The following is a 20,365-nucleotide window of genomic DNA, read 5'->3' on the forward strand; positions in this document are numbered from 1 at the left end:
ACCATTACTTATGGCCTCCGTTACCATCTGTTTTTATTTTTTTAAAGTTTAAATTATCAAAATTGAAATCCCCGGAAGCTATTTCCATTCTAAAACCTTCTATATTTCCTTTTTTATCCAATTCGAAAACGATCTCTCCTACGGGCAAAAATTCATCCTTAAGTTTGATTTTAAACGTTGTTTTGTCCACGGGATAAAGAATACCTGAAAAAAGTTCTTCACTTGGAAGAAGTTTGAGTATTCCTCTCCCATTTATGGAACGGATTGATGCTTTTCCATAAACGTTATCTTCGTATAAACCTGTGTATTGGGAAAAATTGCTTGGGAGATTAACGCTCAGGTCAGTATTTTTTGGGTTGTCCCATGAATACCCAAAGTATGAAAAGTATTTTCTGTTTTCTGACCAATCCGTTAATTCTGGTTTAATGATATAGGTGGAAATCATATTTATGAGCCCTTCATTTATCGAGGATATTTTATTGGTGAGAACCACAATACCTAAACGGCTTTCTGGGTAAAGGGCGACCATGGATTTGTACCCCGGCATACCACCGCCATGAAATATGACCTTTTGTTTGTTTTCATAACCGATATACCACCCAAATCCATAACCTTCAGACCCTCTGTCACCTATGATTATTTTAGGGCTGGTGATAGTTTCAAACGTTTCTTTCGAAATTATTTTTTTTTCAAAAATCCCTCCCTCATTAAGGTACATTTGAAGCCATATCAACATGTCATCAATTGTAGAATTGATGGCACCTGCCGGGGCAGCATTGTCAACACTTCTTGGTTGAATGGGTTTGTTTGCAATATGCGGAAGTGCGTGATCGGCACTTTTGGTCAATTCTGATATTGTAGTTGAACTATTTTTCATACCTAAAGGGTCAAAAATTTTAGTTCTTAAGAACTCACTCCAAGCTAGTCCACTTACTTTTTCAATGATTTTTCCTGCAACAACATACATTACATTGTTATAGTTAAAGTCCAACCTAAAAGCCCCCTCAATGGGATAGTATTGAATTTTATCAATTACTTCATCACTTGAATAGTTAGTGCCATACCAAAGTAAATCTCCATCGAATAATCTAAGACCAGACCTATGACTTAACAGATCACTAATCGTTAGTTCTTTGGTTATCCATGGGTCAGAAAGTTTAAAAGCAGGTAAATATTCGATTACCTTGTCATTCCATTTTAATTTTCCCTCGTCTACAAGTATTCCCAAACATGTGGCTGTAAAAGCCTTGGTGCATGACATAATCGGGAACACTGTTTGGGTATTGATGGGTGAACCTTTTTCTGTACTTGTCACACCAAATCCTTTTTTAAAAATTATCGAGTCGTTGTGCACAACACCAATAGCCATACCTGGCATGTTGTATTCTGTCATCAACTTAGAAATATAGTTGTCAAGTGAATCGGTATCTATTGATTGACCCCACAACAAAAAGGGAATTAAGAACAGAATTGACAAGAAAAATTTCATTGTGCTTTTCTAATGGAGGGTTTCGTATGGTTATGGTCTTGTTTTACTATTTCAACTGTGCTCAGCACAGGTTCCGTTATTGCGTTGAATTACAAAATTCGGTGATTTTTTGTAAACCTTCATTTTCATAATCTGTAAGGCGTCAACGAATTATCAACAGCTGTCATTTCGAAATGAGTCCACTTAAGGGTGGACGATTGAGAAATCTAGATTTCTCAGTCGCAAGCTCTTTCGAAATGACTGTCGTATTGATATTTCTCTCCTCAACACCGCTTAAGTTTCAAAATAGTAGTGGAAAATAGCATTCTCACTATCTTTGGGCATACCAGATATACACACCGAAATGAAAACACCACAGTGGCAGACCGCCATCGAATTTGAAGACATCACCTATAAAAAATGTGACGGGGTGGCCCGTATCGCCTTTAACCGCCCCGAGGTGCGCAATGCCTTTCGGCCCAAAACCACCAGCGAACTCTACAGGGCCTTTTATGATGCCCAAGAAGATACCTCGATCGGGGTGGTGCTGCTCTCGGGCGAAGGGCCCTCGCGCAAAGATGGCAAATGGGCCTTCTGCAGTGGGGGCGACCAAAAGGCACGGGGCCACCAGGGCTATGTGGGCGACGATGGCTACCATCGCCTCAATATTTTGGAGGTGCAACGACTCATTCGTTTTATACCCAAGGTGGTCATCGCCGTGGTGCCTGGTTGGGCCGTAGGGGGTGGCCATAGCCTACACGTGGTCTGTGATATGACCCTGGCCAGTAAAGAACATGCCGTTTTTAAACAGACCGATGCCGATGTGACCAGTTTTGATGGGGGGTATGGCTCTGCCTATCTCGCCAAGATGGTCGGACAAAAAAAAGCCCGCGAAATCTTCTTTTTGGGCCGAAGCTATACCGCACAGGCGGCCTATGAAATGGGCATGGTGAATGCCGTGGTGCCCCATGAAGAGCTGGAGGAGACCGCCTATGAATGGGCGCAGGAGGTCTTGGCAAAATCGCCTACCTCGATTAAAATGCTAAAGTTTGCCATGAACCTCACCGATGATGGTATGGTGGGGCAACAGGTGTTTGCCGGCGAGGCCACCCGATTGGCCTATATGACCGATGAGGCCAAAGAAGGCCGTAACGCCTTTCTCGAAAAGCGAAAACCCGATTTCGGCAAGAACAAATGGATCCCATAGAGCAACCTTCAAAGAATGATGCCGATAGCCATTCTTCTTCTGGTCGGAGCCGTACAGGCGGGCTTTTTGGCCTTTGTACTGGCCTTTAACAAAAACAAGGACCTGGCCAGCAAGTGGCTTATCGCTTGGCTGCTGTTCATCACCATACATTTGCTTTTCGTCCATTTCGGATTCAGCGGGGTCTACAAAGAGTACCCGCTGCTGCTAATTTTTGGGTCGGCCCTGATGCTGCTTCAAGGACCCTTTCTTTTTCTTTATACCGCTATTTTGACCAACCGGATCAAAAGCCTAAATGTCTGGCAGCTTCTACATGCCGTACCCTATTTGTTTTATACCTGCTATATCGCCGTGGTGCTCATGGAGGTCGATGCCCCCAATAGGTATGAACATATTTCAGGCATTATTGACGATCCCCAAAATCTAATGATGTTATCACTGGGGCTGTTGAACCACTTGCACATCATGGTTTATTTGGTGCTCAGCATACTGCTGCTAAAAAAACACTCCAAAAGTCTGACCGATACATTTTCTTATTTGGAGGACATTAACCTAAAATGGTTGAAAAATCTGTTGATAGGGATCACCGTCGTCGCCGTTGTCATTCTGTTTGGGCTGTTGACAAGCGATCTTTTTCCTTTTATCTCGCATTATGCAAAAGCTACTTTGATCTATTCGGCCTTAGCCATTTTACCCTTTTACATGTCATTTTATGCGATTCGACAAAAACTGATTTTTCCATTGCATGCCGATTTGTTGAATGTAAAGTACGAAGCCTCACGATTGACCAAAAAAGAGTCGGCAAAAATCGCCGAACAATTGGTCCACCATATGCAATCGAACAAACCGTATCTAAATCCGAAGCTAAGCATAAAAGACCTGTCCGATGACCTGGGTCTGCACCCGAAAGATCTGTCGCGGGTCATCAATGAAAATTTTGAAAAGAACTTTTTCAACTTTATAAACGAATATCGGGTCGATGAATTCATAAGCAAGATAAAAGACCCCAAGCACGATCGTTTCACATTGATCGCCATCGCCTATGACTGTGGATTCAACACAAAGTCTTCTTTCAACAGTATTTTCAAGAAGACCAAGGGAATGACCCCTTCTGCATTCAAGGCACGTTTGACATAGCATTCTTAAAGTTGGACCCATTGGTGTGGTACAACGTCCTGAACTTTGACCCCTGGGCCTGAGATTTGAAATACCTTCACCCTGACAAAACAAAATCTCATGAAACCACTTGTTATTTTCTCAATGGCATTGCTGATCAATAGCTTACCACTCTTGGCACAAAAAGGTACTTCACCACAACTGGAAGTCAGATTTCAACCCGATTCGATCGTTTACGTGTATGAAACTATCGGTCCTGAAATGTCAAAATCACTGTACACCGCCATCGTACAGAACATGGCAATCATCAATCGGTCAGAACTGCCGATCCGTATCGAAAAGATTTCGATAAGGGCGATGAGGGGCGATGAAACCCTACAGCTCAAAAACGTCCATCTCGATAGGGTTCGAAAAAGTGCTTCCAAATTCAGAATGCTTCAAGAGCAGGGTTATTTGGAGTTGTATGATTTTCAGTTTCAAACTTCGCAATATTTAAAAGGATTCTCTTTGGCCGCAAGTGATTCGCTAGGTGCCAAACAGGCCGTCATTCTCAGCCATGAGACCTTTTTGTTTGAGCAATTGCCCGATCATATCCAGGTCACGGTCTTGGGCAAAACCGCTGATGGTGAGCAGGTAACGGCCTCAAAACCCCTAAGAATTGTCAACCATTACAGCCAAAACAACTATATATTGCCAGTCAAGGGCATTTGGACAATTGCCGCCGGGCCTTCTTTGATCGGACACCACCGATGGGGGAGCATACAAGAGTTTGCCTTTGATTTCATCAAAATTGGTGCCCACCAGAAAACCTTCAAAGATGAGGGAACGCGCCTAGAGGACTATTATGCCTATGGAGAACCGGTTTTTGCCGTAGAAGATGGAGTGGTCGTCTCTGCACTGGATGGTATTTCTGAATCTTCTGACAATTTGAAAAAACCTGATGAAACCCAAGAAGAATACCTAAAAAGAATGATTCCCCATCAAAACGAATTGATTTCTAAGGGATTTCAATATGTTTTTGGCAACCACGTCATTATTCGCCACCCCAATAATGAATATTCCAGTTACTTCCATTTAAAGAAAGGAAGTGTAAAGGTGAACGTCGGTGATATGGTCAAAAAAGGTCTCAACATCGGAGAACTAGGGCATAGCGGAAACAGTACCGAACCCCATTTGCATTTTCATCTTTCAGATGGCCTTGATATCATGTATTCCCGTAGTATACCCGTTGAGTTTGGAAACGTCTCGCTGTTTCCTGCCGATAATGGCAACGTTCGCCACATACATTCTGGACAAATAGTAAGTACGACGGAGTAGAGGGATGTAAGGTGAAAGGGATAATGCGCCAGTGCACGGGGTTCCACTTTAGAGACAAGGTGACATAAACTAAAAAGAGCCCTGTCTTTTTGAGATCAGGACCCTTTTACGAGAACACTATATGAAAATGAAAAAATTTACTTTTCTGAATTAATTACATGATAAATGTACGCCCATATCGCCGCTGGGTGAAATTATTGTTGTGAAGTGGCAAAAAACTGTGGTTTGCGCCTTAAAACTTGTTATTTGGGTTGTAAAAACCTGATTTAAAGAATGTTTTGACCGCACAGTGTTTGAAATATTATCGGCCTACTTATCAGTTTCGATCGAAAAAGAAAAAAGATTTCCCTGTTCATTTCTTTTGCTTCGCGAGCCCTTCGACTACGCTCAGGGCCCGCATTCTGAACCCGTATGACATTTTCAACGAATTGCCTTTACCAAAGCGCCCAAAAACCCATTGATATCAAAATCTGGGTCCTCGGCGAGCCCTGTGCGAACCACCACCAACTCTTTTGAAGGAATGATGAACACATATTGCCCCTGATAGCCATTGCACGAATACAGGTCTTTGGGCACATCGGGATAGACACCGCCCGCGTTCAGCCAAAAGTGTGCCCCATAGCGCCCATCTGAATGTTGGGTAGGGGTGCTGACGTACTCCGCCCATTGGGGAGAAAAGAGCTGTTCACCGTTCCACTCGCCCTTGTTCAGGTAGAGTTGCCCAAAGCGGGCCCAGTCTCTCGTGCTGGCCCATGCATACGAAGAACCTACATAATTGCCCGCCAAGTCGGCTTCGATGAGCATAGAGTGCATACCGATCTTATCGATAAGCGATTGATAGGGAAAATCGAGATACTCTTGGTACGACCTGAACTGCATACGCAGAATACCCGACAATAGATTTGAGGTACCTGAGGAATAATTCCAGATTTCCGTGGGTTTGGCGACGGCCTCCTTATTTTTTTGGGCCTCGGTCATATCGCTGTCCAAAAACAACATTTGGGTCACATCGGAAATCTCGGTATAGACCTCTTCCCATGCCAATCCACTTTGCATCCGCAGCAAATGGTCAAGGGTGATGTCTTTGCGCCCGTCGTCTTTCCACTCGGGTATGGGCGCTGGCCAATCCATGTCAACTCTTTTCTGGTGCTCTAAAATACCGAAGAACGTGGCCAGTACGCTTTTGGTCATCGACCAGCCCAAAACCGGGGTATCTTTGGTAAAACCTTCCACATAATGCTCATGTAGCAGATGGCCCTTGTACAGTACCAAGAGCGTTCGTGTTTTCTGTACCGCATTGTTGGTAAAGGGCAATGCGACCGCTTTCTGCAATTGCTCATAGTCGATTTCGGCGAACACCGTGTCGATCGCCGGTAAATGTCCGAACGGGTAGGGGTGCCCAAGGGTCGAAAAATTGCGTTTGGGTTGCAGATACGGCTCCCCTTCGGCATAATCGCCATTGACCAGCACACAGCCCAGCCCCTGACGGTCTATGGCCTTGCGTTCCATAAGTCCGTACACCGTGGCCGAGGCACTCGTCTCTTCGTTGTCGACCTCCGTTTCGGCCAATTCGATTAACGGAAATTGCAAGTCGCTCTCAATTATGGCATTGGGCTGTCTTTCGGCGATATATACCTGTGAGGCCATATACTTTGAGGCATAGCCCGAAATCATGTTCAGCTTCGGATAATTGAGGTATACCACCAGGGCGATGACCACCAAAAGCAATAACAGAATGCGTTTGAACCACTTCATATTTTGGAATTTAGTTTTGTAACTTTCTTGGCGAATATAAACATTTGAGGCATGTCGAACATCGGAATGATCATTGAAGAGCGAAGCCGCGACATCGGTGATTTTTTAGTGGGGCGATTGATTCCCTTTCGTAAAAAGCGTATGATCGGCCCGTTTATTTTTATCGACCATATGGGCCCCACGCAATTGGGTCCGAATACATATATGGATGTTGACCAACACCCCCATATCGGACTTTCAACATTGACCTACATGCTTGAAGGCGAAATCATGCATGAAGATAGCTTGGGTACCCAACAGCTCATCAAACCGGGCTCGGTGAATTGGATGACGGCCGGAAAGGGCGTTTCACACTCAGAACGAACCCCCGAACACCTACGAAACGGCCAGACCTTCACCGCCCATGGTTATCAGATATGGGTCGCACTGCCCAAACATTTAGAGGATATGGCACCTGAATTTTACCATATCGCCGCGGCCGATCTGCCCAAATGGCGTGAGAGCAGTGCCGAATTCACCTTGGTGGCGGGTAGGGGGTATGGGCAAAGCTCACCGGTACCCGTGCACTCACCCTTGTTCATGGTCGAGGTAAAGAATACGGAAGCCTTTGAACTCAACGTCAATGGCGATCTAAAGGGCGAAATTGGCATCTGTATCGTCGAAGGGGCCATTACGGCCTGTGGCGAAACGGTCGAAAAGGGCCATATTTTGGTCTCAAAGGTCGAAGATACCTGTGATATTCTATTACGGCCCCATTCACATCTGTTGCTGTTCGGTGGGGAGCCTTTTGAGGAGGAACGCCATATTTTCTGGAATTTTGTCTCCTCGAGCAAGGAAAAAATCGAAAAGGCCAAGACCGATTGGCAGCGCAAAACGTTTCCCATGATGGAAAATGACAAGACCTATGTACCGCTTCCATGAAAGTGAACGACCTGCTTTTGAAACTTTTGATGACAGTTCTTGTTCCCCTAGGGGCATCAACGGGGTTTTCCTGTCAACGGGAGGTTCCCCTCAAAAGGGTGGAAACACACCATTGGTATGGACTCGAGGTCATTGCCTCGGCCTATAATTCGGTGTCATGGCAGACCGATAGTCTGGCAAATTTGGCGGCATGGGGCGACACGCTCAAACCAGATATGAAGGTAATAGCCGTTTCGCGCGACCTTTTGAAGTATGGGCTTACCCATAACACCATGGTGAAAATCGATACGTTTCCCGATACCTTCTATGTGAAGGACAAAATGCATCGGAAATGGCGGAAACGAATCGATATCTACATGGGCACCGATGTCAAAAAGGCCCGTGAATGGGGAAAAAAGAAGTTGATGATATGCTATGCCGTTCCGAAGTCCGATTCCGTAATACATAATAATGATGAATAAAAGAATAGTGATAGTGTTGTTATGGTGCGCATCGTGCAGCACCCCAGGGGTCGTCATCGACCGACCCATCGAGTTTGACGAACAGCGTATCGAACTCACCCAAGAATATTTGAAACAACGCTATAATCTAGAGCAAGATTCCCCCGAAATAGTGCCCAAAATGATCGTGCTGCACTGGACGGCCATCCCCACTCTCGAAAAATCTTTTGCCGCTTTTGAGAAATCGACACTCCCCAATTGGCGCCCCGATATCAAAAGCGTCAGTGGCCTGAACGTGTCTGCCCATTTCTTGGTCGATCAAGACGGTACCATTTATCGCTTGATGCCCGAGACCACTATGGCCCGACATGTCATCGGACTGAACCACTGCGCCATCGGAATAGAAAATGTAGGGGGCACCAAAGAGACGCCCCTTACCAGAAAACAATTGCGCGCCAATGTTTGGTTGGTCGATTATTTGGCTGAAAAGTATGCTATCGAATATGTGATCGGCCATCATGAATACACCCGGTTTGAAGACCATCCTTTATGGTTGGAGGTTGATTCGACCTACCGTACCAAAAAGACCGATCCCGGTAAGAAATTCATGAAAAGGGTTCGTAAAGCCACCAAAAAGCATAATTTTAAACCCGTTCCGAAAAAGTAATGACATGACCTTATCAAAATGCATATGGGCCGCTTTTGCACTTGTTTTTACCTGCAATGCCCAAAATGACCTGACTTCACAGCTTTACGAAACCTATGAAAATTATAAAGAGCCATCGTTGAACAAGCGACGCATCAAGTATGATCAGATACAGCCCTTGATCGACAGGGCTCGCAACGATTCAAAATACGTGGTAAACAAGGTTGGGGAATCGATCGAAGGTCGCGACCTGACCTTGATCAGCATTGGCGAGGGAGACACCAATATTTTTCTTTGGTCGCAGATGCACGGCGATGAGCCCACAGCGACCTTGGCCACTTTCGATATCTTCAATTTTTTGGACTCTGATGATTTCAAGGAAGAGAAGCAGGTCATCCTTTCGAACTTAAAACTGCATTTTCTGCCCATGGTGAACCCTGATGGGGCCCAGGTCTACCAACGGCGTAATGCCTTGGGCATCGATATCAACCGTGATGCCCTGCGATTGCAATCACCTGAAGGGCAAACCTTGAAGAAAGTGCGTGACAGTCTCGATGCCGCCTTCGGTTTTAATTTACATGACCAGAGTCGTTATTACAATGCTGAACGCACGCCGAAGCCCGCGACCATTTCATATCTGGCAACGGCCTACAATTATGAAAAAGATATCAATGAGGTAAGGGTCAATGCCATGAAGGTCATCGTGTTCATGAACGACATCATTCAAAAATATGCGCCTGGCCAAGTGGGCCGCTATAGCGATGATTTTGAGCCGCGTGCCTTTGGTGACAATATTGCCAAATGGGGCACCAGCTTGATTTTGATTGAATCGGGCGGGTATGCGAATGATAGGGAAAAGCAAGAGATTCGAAAACTGAACTATGTTTCCATTCTTTCGGCGCTATACACCATTGCCACGGAAAGTTACAAGCAAATACCCATTGAAGAATATGAGAAAATTCCAAGGAATGACCGAAACCTGTTTGATCTGAAGATTGAAAACGCCACCTACGAACTGATCGGCAAAGACTATATCATCGATCTGGGCATTAATCGACAGGAAATCGACTTGGAGGGCCATAATGATTTTTACTATAGAAGTATCATCGCCGATCAAGGGGACCTTTCAACCTATTATGGCTATGAGACCTTTGATGCCACCGGATACAAAATTGTGCCGCCCCATATCGCAGATCAATCTTTTGAAAGTCCGACAAAAAAGGAAAAGTTGAATATCAAGGATGAGCTTTTAAACGGCACTGCCTATGTTAGGGTAGACAATTTGGTGGATAAAACCCCATTAACTGAACTTCCCTTGCATATGGTCGAAAAAACCTATCGTTTTCCTAAGGAGTTCAGAATATCTCCAGGCATGAATCCCACCTTCTTTTTGGAGAAAGAAGGTAAGATTACCCACGCAGTGATCAACGGTTTTGTGTTAGATCTCAATAAGCCTCTTGACAAACAGGGGTTTGGCAATGCACTGATTTACCGTTAGCGTACTTTTTTTCAATATCCGTACTGTACATTTTGGGGTATGGTGGCGAACAATAGCACCAACATGATCATCAAGGTGCACACAATCGAGGTAAAAAGGGAGAGTACCAAGCCTTTTGACCAATTTGAATAGGGGCCGATGGCACTGTTTTGAATAATTTCCTTAATAACATCCATAACCTGAGTTTTTTAGCATTAAACTTGTTCTGTCTTTAGGATGTCGGTAGTTGTGGTCTTTGGTAATGAAACAACTTTTGGGCCAAAAACCCTACCCGAGTGTCGTTCAGCGAATTTTTATGGTAAGATACCCTATCAAATGTTTAAATTCACGACAAAATCGAAAAGCAAGAAACGATGAAAATAAAAACAGCTATAAGTACCCTAGCGGTATCGCTCTGCGTGATGGCGATGGGATGGACCCAGGAATATCAGGGAGAATCCCTTTTCAACGGTGAGAATTTAGATGGATGGGAGCAACACGGCGATGAGAAATGGTACGTTGAAGACGGACTGCTCATCTGTGAAAGCGGTCCGAAGGCAGATTACGGATATCTGTCCACCAAAGAGTTCTATGATAATTTTGAGCTGACTTTGGAATTCATGCAGGAAGCCGATGGCAACAGTGGGGTCTTCTTTAAATCCACTTTTGAGGGCACCAAGGTCACCGGTTGGCAGGTTGAGGTGGCACCCCCGGGGAAACATAGTGGGGGCATCTACGAATCGTACGGTAGGGGATGGTTGATCAAGCCGAATCCCGAAAAAGAATCTGCCCTAAAGATGGGCGAATGGAACAAGATGACCATATCAGTAATGGGCCCTACGGTGACGACATGGTTGAACGGCGTTCAGATGGTAGAATTCACCGATGATAAAATCGGAGCGGGCAAGGGCGCTATTGCCCTACAGATCCATGATGGTGGGGGTATCAAAGTGAAATGGCGCAACATCAAGATCAAGACGGTTCAGTAACCGACCAGACTGTCCATATTGGTCACAAAAGAAGCCCATGTCAACAAACATGGGCTTTCTTATACAATCGTGAGCGCTATGCTATTCTTCAGAATATATTGGGGTGATCACAAATGATCTAAATTCAATGGCCCCATGATCCCCTTGTATCATAAAAGGTCCAGCTTCACCTTCTTTGCTATCTAGTGCGCCTCCTGTGATGCCGGGTATGGTTTGGTCGTTTATGACCACCTTTCCATTGGCGATAACGGTCACTCGACGCCCGATCAACGTGATTTCATAATTCTGCCATTCACCGGCATCCCTTGCTGCATTTTCATTGGGTTCTAGAAAGCCGTAGATTCCCCCAAAATAAATATCCATGGGCTCAAGGCCTTTGTTGTCCGCTATCTGAACCTCATAACGGCCGCGTAAATAGATGCCACTGTTACTTCCCTCGGGGTATCTGAACTCGGTCTCCAATTTGAAATCCGTAAATTTTTGATCACTGATAAGATTGGCCCCTTTTTTGGTACTTTTCAAGATACCCTCTTCGACCACCCAATTGATGTTCTCACCATCGGTATGCCAGTTGGTCAAATCTTTTTTATCGAAGAGCTCAATGGGTTCGGACCATATCGGCCGGTAGTTGTATGGAAGATCAGGTGCCGGTGTTCCTGTGAAGGGGTAGGTGTTGCCATCTACATAGGTCAGGGTGCCACTGATGGTTTCATCTGCCAAAACACCTTCGATTGCCAGATCGCTCCCCTCTGGCTCCCATTGTCTGGGAACGGAAAAACTGAATTTGTCACCATTGATTTTGACTTCAGACACAGGTCGGGCACTGCCAGTGAGTGCCAAAAAACGTCCGACCAACGTCGCATGCCCTGAATGCCTTACCTCTAACCAAGAAGGGACGGTCTTGCCCTCAAATTCTATTTCAAGATCCCAACGGCCTTCTAGAGGATGCTGTTTTTGGGCAATTGTGGTACTAAAGGCTAAAAAAAGGAAACAACCGGTGACTACCGTGGAAAGTTTTTTGCGATACTTCATTTTTAATAGGTTCAAGTGAGGCGCCAAGATAATGAATTATGACAAAGAATTTGGTCATTGGCTTTCCGGTAATGCTTCAAATTCCATCCTCTTGCTTTCCATCCATGAAGCCATCGCTTCTGGAGATTTCATAAGTACTTGCATCTCTTCCATCGCTTTTAAATGTGCTGCATCAGCCTTCTGAAACATCTCCATACCGTGCTTCTTGCTCAATTCGGCAATTTCTTCAAAAGTCTCGGCATGAAATGCCATATCACAGGCACCGCCGAGCTGTTTACAGGTCATCGTTTTCAAAATGAAACTTTTTTGGAAGTAAAATATACTAAGAATTATTCACATCCGCCCGTGAATCCATCGGCATTGAACTCGGTCTGTACCGCACCTTGCAGACTGCCATCGGTCAATTGAATGACCAGATTGTTATCACCGCTGCCATCGCGTTTCGGTGTGCAATATTCAAAAAGATAGAAACTGTTGGCCTGCTCAGATACCCTTTGTGATATTTGGTTGAACGTAGCTTCCAATTCTTCTTTGTTATTGGCAAACACACTGGCGGTCTTGCCGATATCTGTCAGAATTTGTGTATCGATTTCCGAACCAAGACCAATGGTGAAAAATGAAACGTTGCCGTTGGCCCCATTCACTGCGCTAAGGGCGCGCTCTTCGGTAAAGCGTGAAGCTTGATCGGTACCATCTGTAAAAATCACTACCGATGCCGCACCGATGATCGCGTTTTGGCTGTTTTCCCGAATCAGATCTTCAGCGATATCGGTTGCTTTAATGACGGCCCCATATAAATCGGTTGATGGATCCGTACTGATATCTTCGGTAATGCCTTCAATGGCCGCTGTCAATTCAGTGGCAGATGGGGTCAGCTCATTGAGCAAATGCAGTTCGTCTTCACCATCGAACCAATAAATGGCCATCTTGAAAGATTCGGTTTCTGGTGAGGGCATTACATTGTTGATGAAGCTGGTCGAAGCTGCCTTGAGCTCCTCCAAACTACTTTCCAAGACCGAGTTGCTCAAATCCAACACCAACAGCGTATTGTTGCTGAATATTTGTGAGTTGGGCGAGATCCGGGCCAAAGACTCAGAAGATGAGATGGTATTGAAACAATCATCGTTTCGGCCTTGTTCATAAATGGTGAATTGATCGGCGGTCAACCCTGAAATCGGATTGCCCTGTTTGTCAGATACCTTGAACAGAATGGACACCTTGCTGGGTAGGGTGGTAAATTGTTCTTGTATGGATAGGAGCAGATCATTTTCGCCAAAGCCCAGACAATCATCGGGTTCCTTGCCTTTGCCGAGTTCACTGTCGTTGAAATCAAAGCTTACATCATCATCGGCATTTCCACAGGAAACAAGAAATAGAATGGTCAAAGCGTAGGGGAATACTTTTGAAAAGACTTTCATTTTCATTTTGTTTAGGGTTCAGCCTTTCAACGCAAAAACCGGGCCGATAGTATAGCCATGCAGAACTTTGTTGGATCCTTGACTTTAAATATGGTTTTTTGAAGAACTTGGGATCGTGTTGTTTAGGGTACTTTATCTTGAAGAAACGCTGGTGATCTAAAGCTTTGTTAAATCACTCGTTGTGCTGTTAAAAAAAAAGAATCCGAAATTTTTTTTGGTACCTTCAACAGGTAATCCAATTCGTAATCAATCTTAAAACTATGCCAACGTATCAAATCAAGGTCAACAGCGAACTAATGACTGTTGACGTAGCTGCTGATACCCCAGTGCTCTGGGTATTGCGCGATCATTTAGACTTGGTGGGGACCAAATATGGCTGTGGGGTCGGTCTATGTGGGTCTTGTACCATACATGTCGACGGTGCGGCCATGCGAAGCTGCTCCTTGACCATGGAACAACTTGAGGGAAAATCAGTGACCACTATTGAAGGACTTTCTGAAGATGGAAGCCATCCGGTACAAATTGCTTGGAAAGAGGTCGATGTGCCGCAATGCGGCTATTGTCAAGCGGGCCAGATCATGACCGCTTCCGCTTTTCTCGAAGACAATCCGAATCCCACGGAAGATGAAATCAAGAGTGCCATGAATGGCAATATCTGTCGTTGCGCTGCTTACAATAGAATCTACAGGGCCGTCGAAAAGGCTGCTGAAAACATGGGCTAACCTCTAAAGAAAAGACAATGGCAACAAATCAAAATATGACAGTTAGCAGAAGGGCCTTCATGAGAACAACAGGTCTTGCAGGAGGCGGTATGCTCATAGGCTTTAACCTTTTTCAGGCCTGTAAGCCAAAGGCGGCACCACCGGTCGACCTTTCGCAATTGAACTACAACGACTTCAATGCCTTCATAGAAATTGCAGACAATGGGGCGGTAACGATATATTCACCAAATCCTGAAATAGGGCAGGGGGTCAAGACCTCTATGCCGATGATCATTGCAGAAGAGTTGGATGTGGCATGGAAGGATGTATATGTGAAACAAGGGGTGTTGGACACTGAGAACTATACCCGTCAAGTGGCTGGCGGCAGTCAGTCTATCCGTTTCGGGTGGGATGCGTTGCGGCAAACCGGTGCCACGGCCAAGCAGATGTTGGTGAATGCAGCCGCTGCACGCTGGGGCGTAGATGCATCAGAATGTACCGTAAGCGAAGGGGTCATTACCAATGCAGCAGGTGAGACCTTGGGCTATGGAGATGTGGTCAACGATGCCGCCAATTTGGAAGTTCCTGAAGAGGTAGTGCTCAAGAAACCTAGTGAGTACAAGATCATCGGAAAAGATGCCCGCAACGTAGACATCGATAAAATCATTACGGGACAACCGCTCTTCGGATTGGATTATAAGGTAGATGGAATGGTCTATGCTGCAGTGGCAAGGCCACCGGCCTTTGGGCAAACACTGGCGTCTTATGACGATACAGAAGCCCGACAAATGCCGGGGGTCATAGATATTGTGACGATTGGCGAAAAAGCCCGCGGGCTATTGGAAAAAGACGAAAGAACGGGCAATATTTTGTCTGGAAGTGATAAGGTGGCGGTCATTGCCGAGACCACATGGCAGGCCATGAAAGCCAAAGAAGCACTCAAGACCGTTTGGGAAGATGTCGATAACTTGGAAAGTACTGCCGATCATGATAAAATCTTGACCGATTTGTTAGACGGCAACACGTTCGAGACCATGCGGTCTGATGGCAATGTCAAAAAGGCCTTTGCAGCGGCCGACCAAGTATTGGAACGTACTTATGAATCGCCGTTTCTTCCCCATAATTGTATGGAGCCCATGAACTTTTTTGCGCATGTGACCGATGAGAAGGTACACTTGGCAGGCCCCATACAGACCCCTGAATGGAAAGCGGGACTGGTCTCGACGATGCTCGATCGCGATCCGAAAGACATTCATTTAGAGATGACCCGAATGGGCGGGGGCTTTGGGCGGAGGCTTTTCGGTGATTTTGTACTCGAAGCCGCCGAACTGTCCGACAAGATCAGAAAGCCTGTAAAAGTGGTGTATTCGCGTGAAGATGATATGAACGATGGCATTTATCGTATGGCCATCAAATATCGTATCAAGGCAGGGGTCAAAGATGGTAAGGTAACGGCCTATCATTTAAAAGAAGCTGCCATTAATTCGAATATGTACGGTCTTATTCCGAACTTCTTTCCAGCAGGGGCCATAGAAAATTATCAAATTGACGCCGCGAATCACAAGAGCCCTATCACAACAGGGGCATGGCGTGCACCTTATACCAATTTCTTGGCCTACGCCGAGCAGAGCTTTTTCGATGAACTTGCCGAAATGATGGAAGTTGACCGTGTACAGCTTCGATTAGACCTTTTGAAAAAGGTAGATGCGGCGGCCGATGAGCGTATTCAGTATTCTCCTGAAAGAATGATCAAGGTGGTAGAGACCGCGGTCGAAAAATCAGGTTGGGGCCTGCAGCCAAAAGGCGTGTACCAAGGCTTTGTAAACTACTACTGCCATAATAGCCATGTTGCCGAGGTGGCCGATGTGGTCATCGAAAACGGTGAGCCTGTGGTGAAAAAGGTGACCTGTGTGGTCGATTGTGGTATTGTGGTCAACCCACTTGGTGCCAAAAACCAAGCCGAAGGCGGTGTCATCGATGGTATCGGACATGCCATGTACGGTGATTTTGGTTTTGAAAACGGAAAGCCTTTGGCCAGTAATTTTGATCGGTATCGATTGATTCGAATGCAAGAGGTTCCCGAGGTCGAGGTGCATTTCATCAAAAACGACCTTTCACCAACGGGATTGGGCGAACCGACGCTTCCACCAGCTGGGGGCGCCATTGCCAATGCTTTCAAGGCGGCCACGGGCAATCGCTTGTACAAGCAGCCTTTTACCAAGACACCTGAATTGTTGAAACCACAAAAACAGGAAATCATAGGATAGATATGACCGTATTGCTATTTGGGGTTACCAAAGACATCATTGGTAGCCCCACCTTATCTATACCGACAGCAAGTATCACAGGTAAAAAAGTACCTAAAACAGTGGGTGAGTTACGTATGTATTTGGGAAAGCTTTATCCAAGATTGAACAAGCTGTCGTCGTTGGCGATCGCCGTCAACAATTCATACGCCAAAGACGAAAAGGAAATCAACTCATACGATGAAATTGCCTTGATCCCACCGGTAAGTGGAGGATGAAACCATGGATTATCTGCAGCACACCACATATTTAGATCACGGGTCAGCGAGTATCCAAAACCTGATTCAAGAATTTAAGAAAGATACGCTCACCAATCTGGAAAAGGCGATTGGCATATATCTGAAAATCAGGGATGGTTGGCGGTACAATCCTTACAACATCAGCCTCGACGAAAAAAAATATGTGGCCAGTGCCATCGCACAAAAAGAGGAAGGGCATTGTGTCGATAAAGCCATTTTGTTGACCGCTTGTCTCAGAGGTCTGGGCATACCCGCCAGAATACGATTGGCAAAGGTCACCAACCATATCGCGGTAGATCGTTTGATGGAACGGTTCGGGTCGAATGTGCTGACCCCGCATGGAATGGTCGATGTTCACTTGAACGGAAAGTGGATCAAGGCCACACCCGCCTTCAACAAAGAGTTGTGCGAGAAATGCAACGTTACACCTTTGGAATTTGATGGAGAGAACGACTCCGTTTTTCAAGAATTCAATTCAGAAGGCGCTATTTTTATGGAGTATATGGAAGACTATGGACATTTTGAGGATGTACCCTTGGCGTTCATGATCCAGAACTTAAAGGATAATTACCCAGACGTGTTCATCGATGAAAACGGAGTGGTCGAATATCGATTTTGATAAACAATATAAATGTTGGTAGACAATCATAATAGAACCATTAACTATTTACGGCTGGCCGTAACAGATCGTTGCAATTTACGCTGCAATTACTGCATGCCTTCAGAAGGCATCGATTTTGCAAAAAATGATAAGTTATTGACCATTGATGAACTGTGTCAGGTCGCTGAAATATTGGTGGACCAGGGAATCGACAAAATCAGGATCACGGGTGGGGAACCTTTTGTGCGCAAAGACCTGATGGTGCTGTTGCAACATCTGACCACCTTGAAAGAATTGAAAGATATCTCGGTCACCACCAATGCCACATTGATCGGGCCGCATATCGATCAGCTGAAACAATTGGGCATTAAAAACATCAACGTAAGTCTTGATGCCATTAACCGAGAAACTTTTGAGCGTATAACAAGGCGCAATCAGTATGATACCGTGCATAACAATTTGATCCGTTTGATTTCTGAAGGGTTCAACGTGCGCATCAATTTTATTGTGTTGGATGGGCAGAACGAACAAGATATCTTGTCCATATTGGAGTTGATGAAACATTATCCGGTTTCCGTGCGGTTTTTGGAGGAAATGCCCTTTAACGGGGGTAGCAAGACCTTCCAGAAAATCAAATGGGACTATAAGGCCATTCTAGCGCACATTGCCGATGCCTATCCAAACCATAGGAAGCTGGAATCACCTGCCACCTCTACCTCCATCAACTATCAAATCGAGGGGCACAGGAGCACCTTCGGGTTGATTCCCTCGTTTAGCCGTACATTTTGTGGTAGCTGCAATCGGTTGCGCATTACGGCCACAGGCGATGTCATTACCTGCCTGTACGGAAAGCCCAAAGCGAACCTTAGGGACATTATCAGGGGTGAAAATGCGAGGGAAAATAGTAAAGCAAAAATTTTGGAAGCGGTCGGAAGCCGTGCCAAAACAGGATTTGATGCACAAAAAGAAAATAAAAAGGTATTTGACAGTTCGATGACCTCGATCGGGGGATAATCGAAAGCAAACGTATCCAATATGCCGAGGTAATTGGGTCATATCAAAAAACGGATCATGAAAAAAACAGTTCTCTTCTTGACTTTTTTACTGTGTTGGCAACTTAATGCACAAAACACCCTTACCAGTGAAAATTGGAAGACTGACCTGCGCTTTCTTCAGAAAACCGTTCATGAAGAGTACCCCTTTCTCTTCAAAAAGATTACTGCCGAAGACTTTGATGCCGCGGTAGAAAAGTTTCATGATGCCATTCCCAATATGCAAGATCATGAGATATTGGTGGGCTTTGCAAAAATTATCGCCCTGTTCAAGTACGGCCATACAAGGGTTGGTTTCAGGGATGGTCCGGTGCCCTATCACCAATTACCCATATACACGCGAGAGTTCCCCGAGGGGACCTATATCACAGGGACACACGAAGATTATGGGACGCTTGTGGGTGCCAAGATCTTGGCCGTTGAAAACAAGCCCATGGCCGATGTCTTGAAGGCCATTTACCCAGTGGTGCCCGCTGAAAACGACCAATTCTTCAAGGCATATGGTGGTCTCTATCTAGTGATACCCGAAGTATTGCATGCCCAGGGCATCACAGAGACGCTTCAGCAAGAAATCGATTTCAGCCTTGAAAAGGATGGCAAAACATTCAGTGCAACCATTCTAGCAAAGGAAGCAGGTGATATTCCGATGGCCTATGGCGAGGTGAAGCCAGGAACGAATTGGGTGAGCGTACGTGATCTTGAGAGCAATCCCCTGTATCTCAAAGACCTCGATAAGATATACTACTATGAGTATCTGCCCCAAGAAAAAGCGCTCTACGTAAGGCACAGCCAGATTCAAGATGACCCTTCAGAAGATATACCCACTTTTTATAAGCGGGTGTTCGATTTTGTCGAGAACAATGAGGTCGAAAAACTGATCATCGATGTGCGGTTGAACGGGGGCGGCAACAATTATAAGAACAAGCCCATTATTACCGGGACCATTGAGCAACAAAAAATCAACCAAAAAGGCAAGTTGTTTGTCATCATTGGCCGACGTACCTTTTCTGCTTGTCAGAACTTGGTCAATGAATTCAGTAATTACACCAATGCCATTTTTGTGGGCGAGCCCACCGCTGAAAACATCAACTTTTATGGTGACAATAGACGTGTAGACCTACCCAACAGTAAACTGCCGATGTATTTGTCATTCGCTTGGTGGCAAGACAAGCCCCAATGGGAGAATGGCCCCTATACGGCCCCACATTTGGCGGTCGAGATGGGGTTTGACGATTACCGTTCAAACCGTGACCCGGTACTTGAGAAAGCACTGGGCTTCAACAGTGCCGATTTCATCATAGACCCCATGGCTTATTTGAGAGGCCTGTTCATGGAGAACAAATTGGATTTGCTGAGAACTGAGGCAATGCGTCTTGTGAAGGACCCGCAGTACAGATTTGTGAAATTCGAAGATGAATTCAACAAGGCAGGTTACAACCTATTGGACTCAAAACAAATAGAGGGGGCCATCTTTGTGCTTCAGGCGAATACTGAATTGTTTCCCGAATCGGCCAATACATGGGACTCTTTGGCAGAGGCCTACTGGAAAGCTGGTGATGCCATCAAGGCTCGGGAGTATTACCAGAAGGCCATTGACCTTGATCCCCAAGGTCCCATAGGTGACAATGCGCGAAACATGTTAAAAAAGATGGACAAAAAATAACGGGTTCGACCAACTGTAAA

20 protein-coding genes are annotated in these 20,365 nt (G+C 45.4%); 14 read left to right on the plus strand and 6 right to left on the minus strand.

What is annotated here, in order from left to right:
* Window positions 1–4: 4 nt before the first annotated feature.
* On the minus strand, window positions 5–1,489 hold the full coding sequence (locus L0P89_RS15240; RefSeq protein ID WP_262911457.1) for a serine hydrolase: 1,485 nt from the start codon (window positions 1,487–1,489) through the stop codon (window positions 5–7).
* A gap of 343 nt (window positions 1,490–1,832) precedes the next feature.
* Between L0P89_RS15240 and L0P89_RS15245 the strand changes: the two genes are divergently transcribed.
* The 3 genes from L0P89_RS15245 (at window position 1,833) to L0P89_RS15255 (ending at window position 5,105) form a co-directional block, all read left to right on the plus strand.
* Window positions 1,833–2,675: a 1,4-dihydroxy-2-naphthoyl-CoA synthase gene (locus L0P89_RS15245; RefSeq protein ID WP_235265975.1), complete on the plus strand. Its 843-nt coding sequence runs from the start codon at window positions 1,833–1,835 to the stop codon at window positions 2,673–2,675.
* A gap of 15 nt (window positions 2,676–2,690) precedes the next feature.
* Window positions 2,691–3,809 carry an AraC family transcriptional regulator gene (locus L0P89_RS15250; RefSeq protein ID WP_235265976.1) on the plus strand — a complete coding sequence of 373 codons (1,119 nt, stop codon included), beginning with the start codon at window positions 2,691–2,693 and terminating at the stop codon, window positions 3,807–3,809.
* Between the two features lie 99 nt (window positions 3,810–3,908).
* Entirely contained in the window at window positions 3,909–5,105 is a 1,197-nt protein-coding gene (locus tag L0P89_RS15255) for a M23 family metallopeptidase (protein ID WP_235265977.1), read from the plus strand.
* Window positions 5,106–5,525: 420 nt separating this feature from the next.
* Here L0P89_RS15255 and L0P89_RS15260 read toward each other — a convergent pair whose 3' ends face one another.
* Entirely contained in the window at window positions 5,526–6,860 is a 1,335-nt protein-coding gene (locus L0P89_RS15260; protein WP_235265978.1) for a serine hydrolase domain-containing protein, read from the minus strand.
* A 51-nt stretch (window positions 6,861–6,911) separates the two neighbouring features.
* Here L0P89_RS15260 and L0P89_RS15265 point away from each other — a divergent pair, with 51 nt between their 5' ends.
* The 4 genes from L0P89_RS15265 to L0P89_RS15280 are packed head-to-tail and all read left to right on the plus strand — an operon-like array spanning window position 6,912 to window position 10,365.
* Window positions 6,912–7,781 (plus strand): pirin family protein, encoded by an 870-nt coding sequence (locus L0P89_RS15265; protein ID WP_235265979.1) that lies wholly within the window; start codon window positions 6,912–6,914, stop codon window positions 7,779–7,781.
* Between the two features lie 29 nt (window positions 7,782–7,810).
* The gene (locus L0P89_RS15270; protein ID WP_235265980.1) at window positions 7,811–8,242 is read left to right on the plus strand and encodes a 3D domain-containing protein; all 432 of its coding nucleotides are present in this window, start codon (window positions 7,811–7,813) and stop codon (window positions 8,240–8,242) included.
* On the plus strand, window positions 8,232–8,888 hold the full coding sequence (locus L0P89_RS15275) for a peptidoglycan recognition family protein (RefSeq protein ID WP_409557554.1): 657 nt from the start codon (window positions 8,232–8,234) through the stop codon (window positions 8,886–8,888). The genes L0P89_RS15270 and L0P89_RS15275 overlap by 11 nt, the downstream gene beginning before the upstream one ends.
* Before the next feature lie 4 nt (window positions 8,889–8,892).
* Window positions 8,893–10,365 carry a M14 family zinc carboxypeptidase gene (locus L0P89_RS15280; protein ID WP_235265981.1) on the plus strand — a complete coding sequence of 491 codons (1,473 nt, stop codon included), beginning with the start codon at window positions 8,893–8,895 and terminating at the stop codon, window positions 10,363–10,365.
* 11 nt (window positions 10,366–10,376) lie between these two features.
* On the opposite strand, the gene L0P89_RS15285 is transcribed toward L0P89_RS15280, so the two are convergent.
* On the minus strand, window positions 10,377–10,541 hold the full coding sequence (locus L0P89_RS15285) for a hypothetical protein (RefSeq protein ID WP_235265982.1): 165 nt from the start codon (window positions 10,539–10,541) through the stop codon (window positions 10,377–10,379).
* Window positions 10,542–10,718: 177 nt separating this feature from the next.
* Here L0P89_RS15285 and L0P89_RS15290 point away from each other — a divergent pair, with 177 nt between their 5' ends.
* Entirely contained in the window at window positions 10,719–11,333 is a 615-nt protein-coding gene (locus L0P89_RS15290) for a DUF1080 domain-containing protein (RefSeq protein WP_235265983.1), read from the plus strand.
* An 81-nt stretch (window positions 11,334–11,414) separates the two neighbouring features.
* Here L0P89_RS15290 and L0P89_RS15295 read toward each other — a convergent pair whose 3' ends face one another.
* From L0P89_RS15295 to L0P89_RS15305, 3 genes are read right to left on the minus strand one after another with little or no spacing between them, the layout of a single operon-like run.
* Window positions 11,415–12,365, minus strand: coding sequence for a DUF1080 domain-containing protein (locus L0P89_RS15295; RefSeq protein ID WP_235265984.1), 951 nt, complete (start codon window positions 12,363–12,365; stop codon window positions 11,415–11,417).
* A 54-nt stretch (window positions 12,366–12,419) separates the two neighbouring features.
* Window positions 12,420–12,650 carry a DUF1059 domain-containing protein gene (locus tag L0P89_RS15300; protein WP_235268058.1) on the minus strand — a complete coding sequence of 77 codons (231 nt, stop codon included), beginning with the start codon at window positions 12,648–12,650 and terminating at the stop codon, window positions 12,420–12,422.
* A gap of 44 nt (window positions 12,651–12,694) precedes the next feature.
* Window positions 12,695–13,783, minus strand: coding sequence for a vWA domain-containing protein (locus tag L0P89_RS15305; RefSeq protein ID WP_235268059.1), 1,089 nt, complete (start codon window positions 13,781–13,783; stop codon window positions 12,695–12,697).
* Window positions 13,784–14,043: 260 nt separating this feature from the next.
* On the opposite strand from L0P89_RS15305, the gene L0P89_RS15310 reads away from it, so the two are divergent.
* The 6 genes from L0P89_RS15310 to L0P89_RS15335 are packed head-to-tail and all read left to right on the plus strand — an operon-like array spanning window position 14,044 to window position 20,345.
* Window positions 14,044–14,505 (plus strand): (2Fe-2S)-binding protein, encoded by a 462-nt coding sequence (locus L0P89_RS15310; protein ID WP_235265985.1) that lies wholly within the window; start codon window positions 14,044–14,046, stop codon window positions 14,503–14,505.
* Window positions 14,506–14,522: 17 nt separating this feature from the next.
* A complete protein-coding gene (locus tag L0P89_RS15315) occupies window positions 14,523–16,751 on the plus strand; it encodes a molybdopterin cofactor-binding domain-containing protein (RefSeq protein WP_409557555.1) in 2,229 nt (742 codons plus the stop codon).
* A gap of 2 nt (window positions 16,752–16,753) precedes the next feature.
* Entirely contained in the window at window positions 16,754–17,008 is a 255-nt protein-coding gene (locus L0P89_RS15320; RefSeq protein WP_235265987.1) for a MoaD/ThiS family protein, read from the plus strand.
* 4 nt (window positions 17,009–17,012) lie between these two features.
* Entirely contained in the window at window positions 17,013–17,648 is a 636-nt protein-coding gene (locus L0P89_RS15325) for a transglutaminase-like domain-containing protein (RefSeq protein ID WP_235265988.1), read from the plus strand.
* Between the two features lie 12 nt (window positions 17,649–17,660).
* Window positions 17,661–18,644 (plus strand): GTP 3',8-cyclase MoaA, encoded by a 984-nt coding sequence (gene moaA, locus L0P89_RS15330; RefSeq protein WP_235265989.1) that lies wholly within the window; start codon window positions 17,661–17,663, stop codon window positions 18,642–18,644.
* A 57-nt stretch (window positions 18,645–18,701) separates the two neighbouring features.
* Window positions 18,702–20,345 (plus strand): tetratricopeptide repeat protein, encoded by a 1,644-nt coding sequence (locus L0P89_RS15335; protein WP_235265990.1) that lies wholly within the window; start codon window positions 18,702–18,704, stop codon window positions 20,343–20,345.
* Window positions 20,346–20,365 lie beyond the last annotated feature (20 nt).

The sequence above is a fragment of the Muricauda sp. SCSIO 65647 genome, assembly GCF_021534965.1.
Taxonomy (GTDB): domain Bacteria; phylum Bacteroidota; class Bacteroidia; order Flavobacteriales; family Flavobacteriaceae; genus Flagellimonas_A.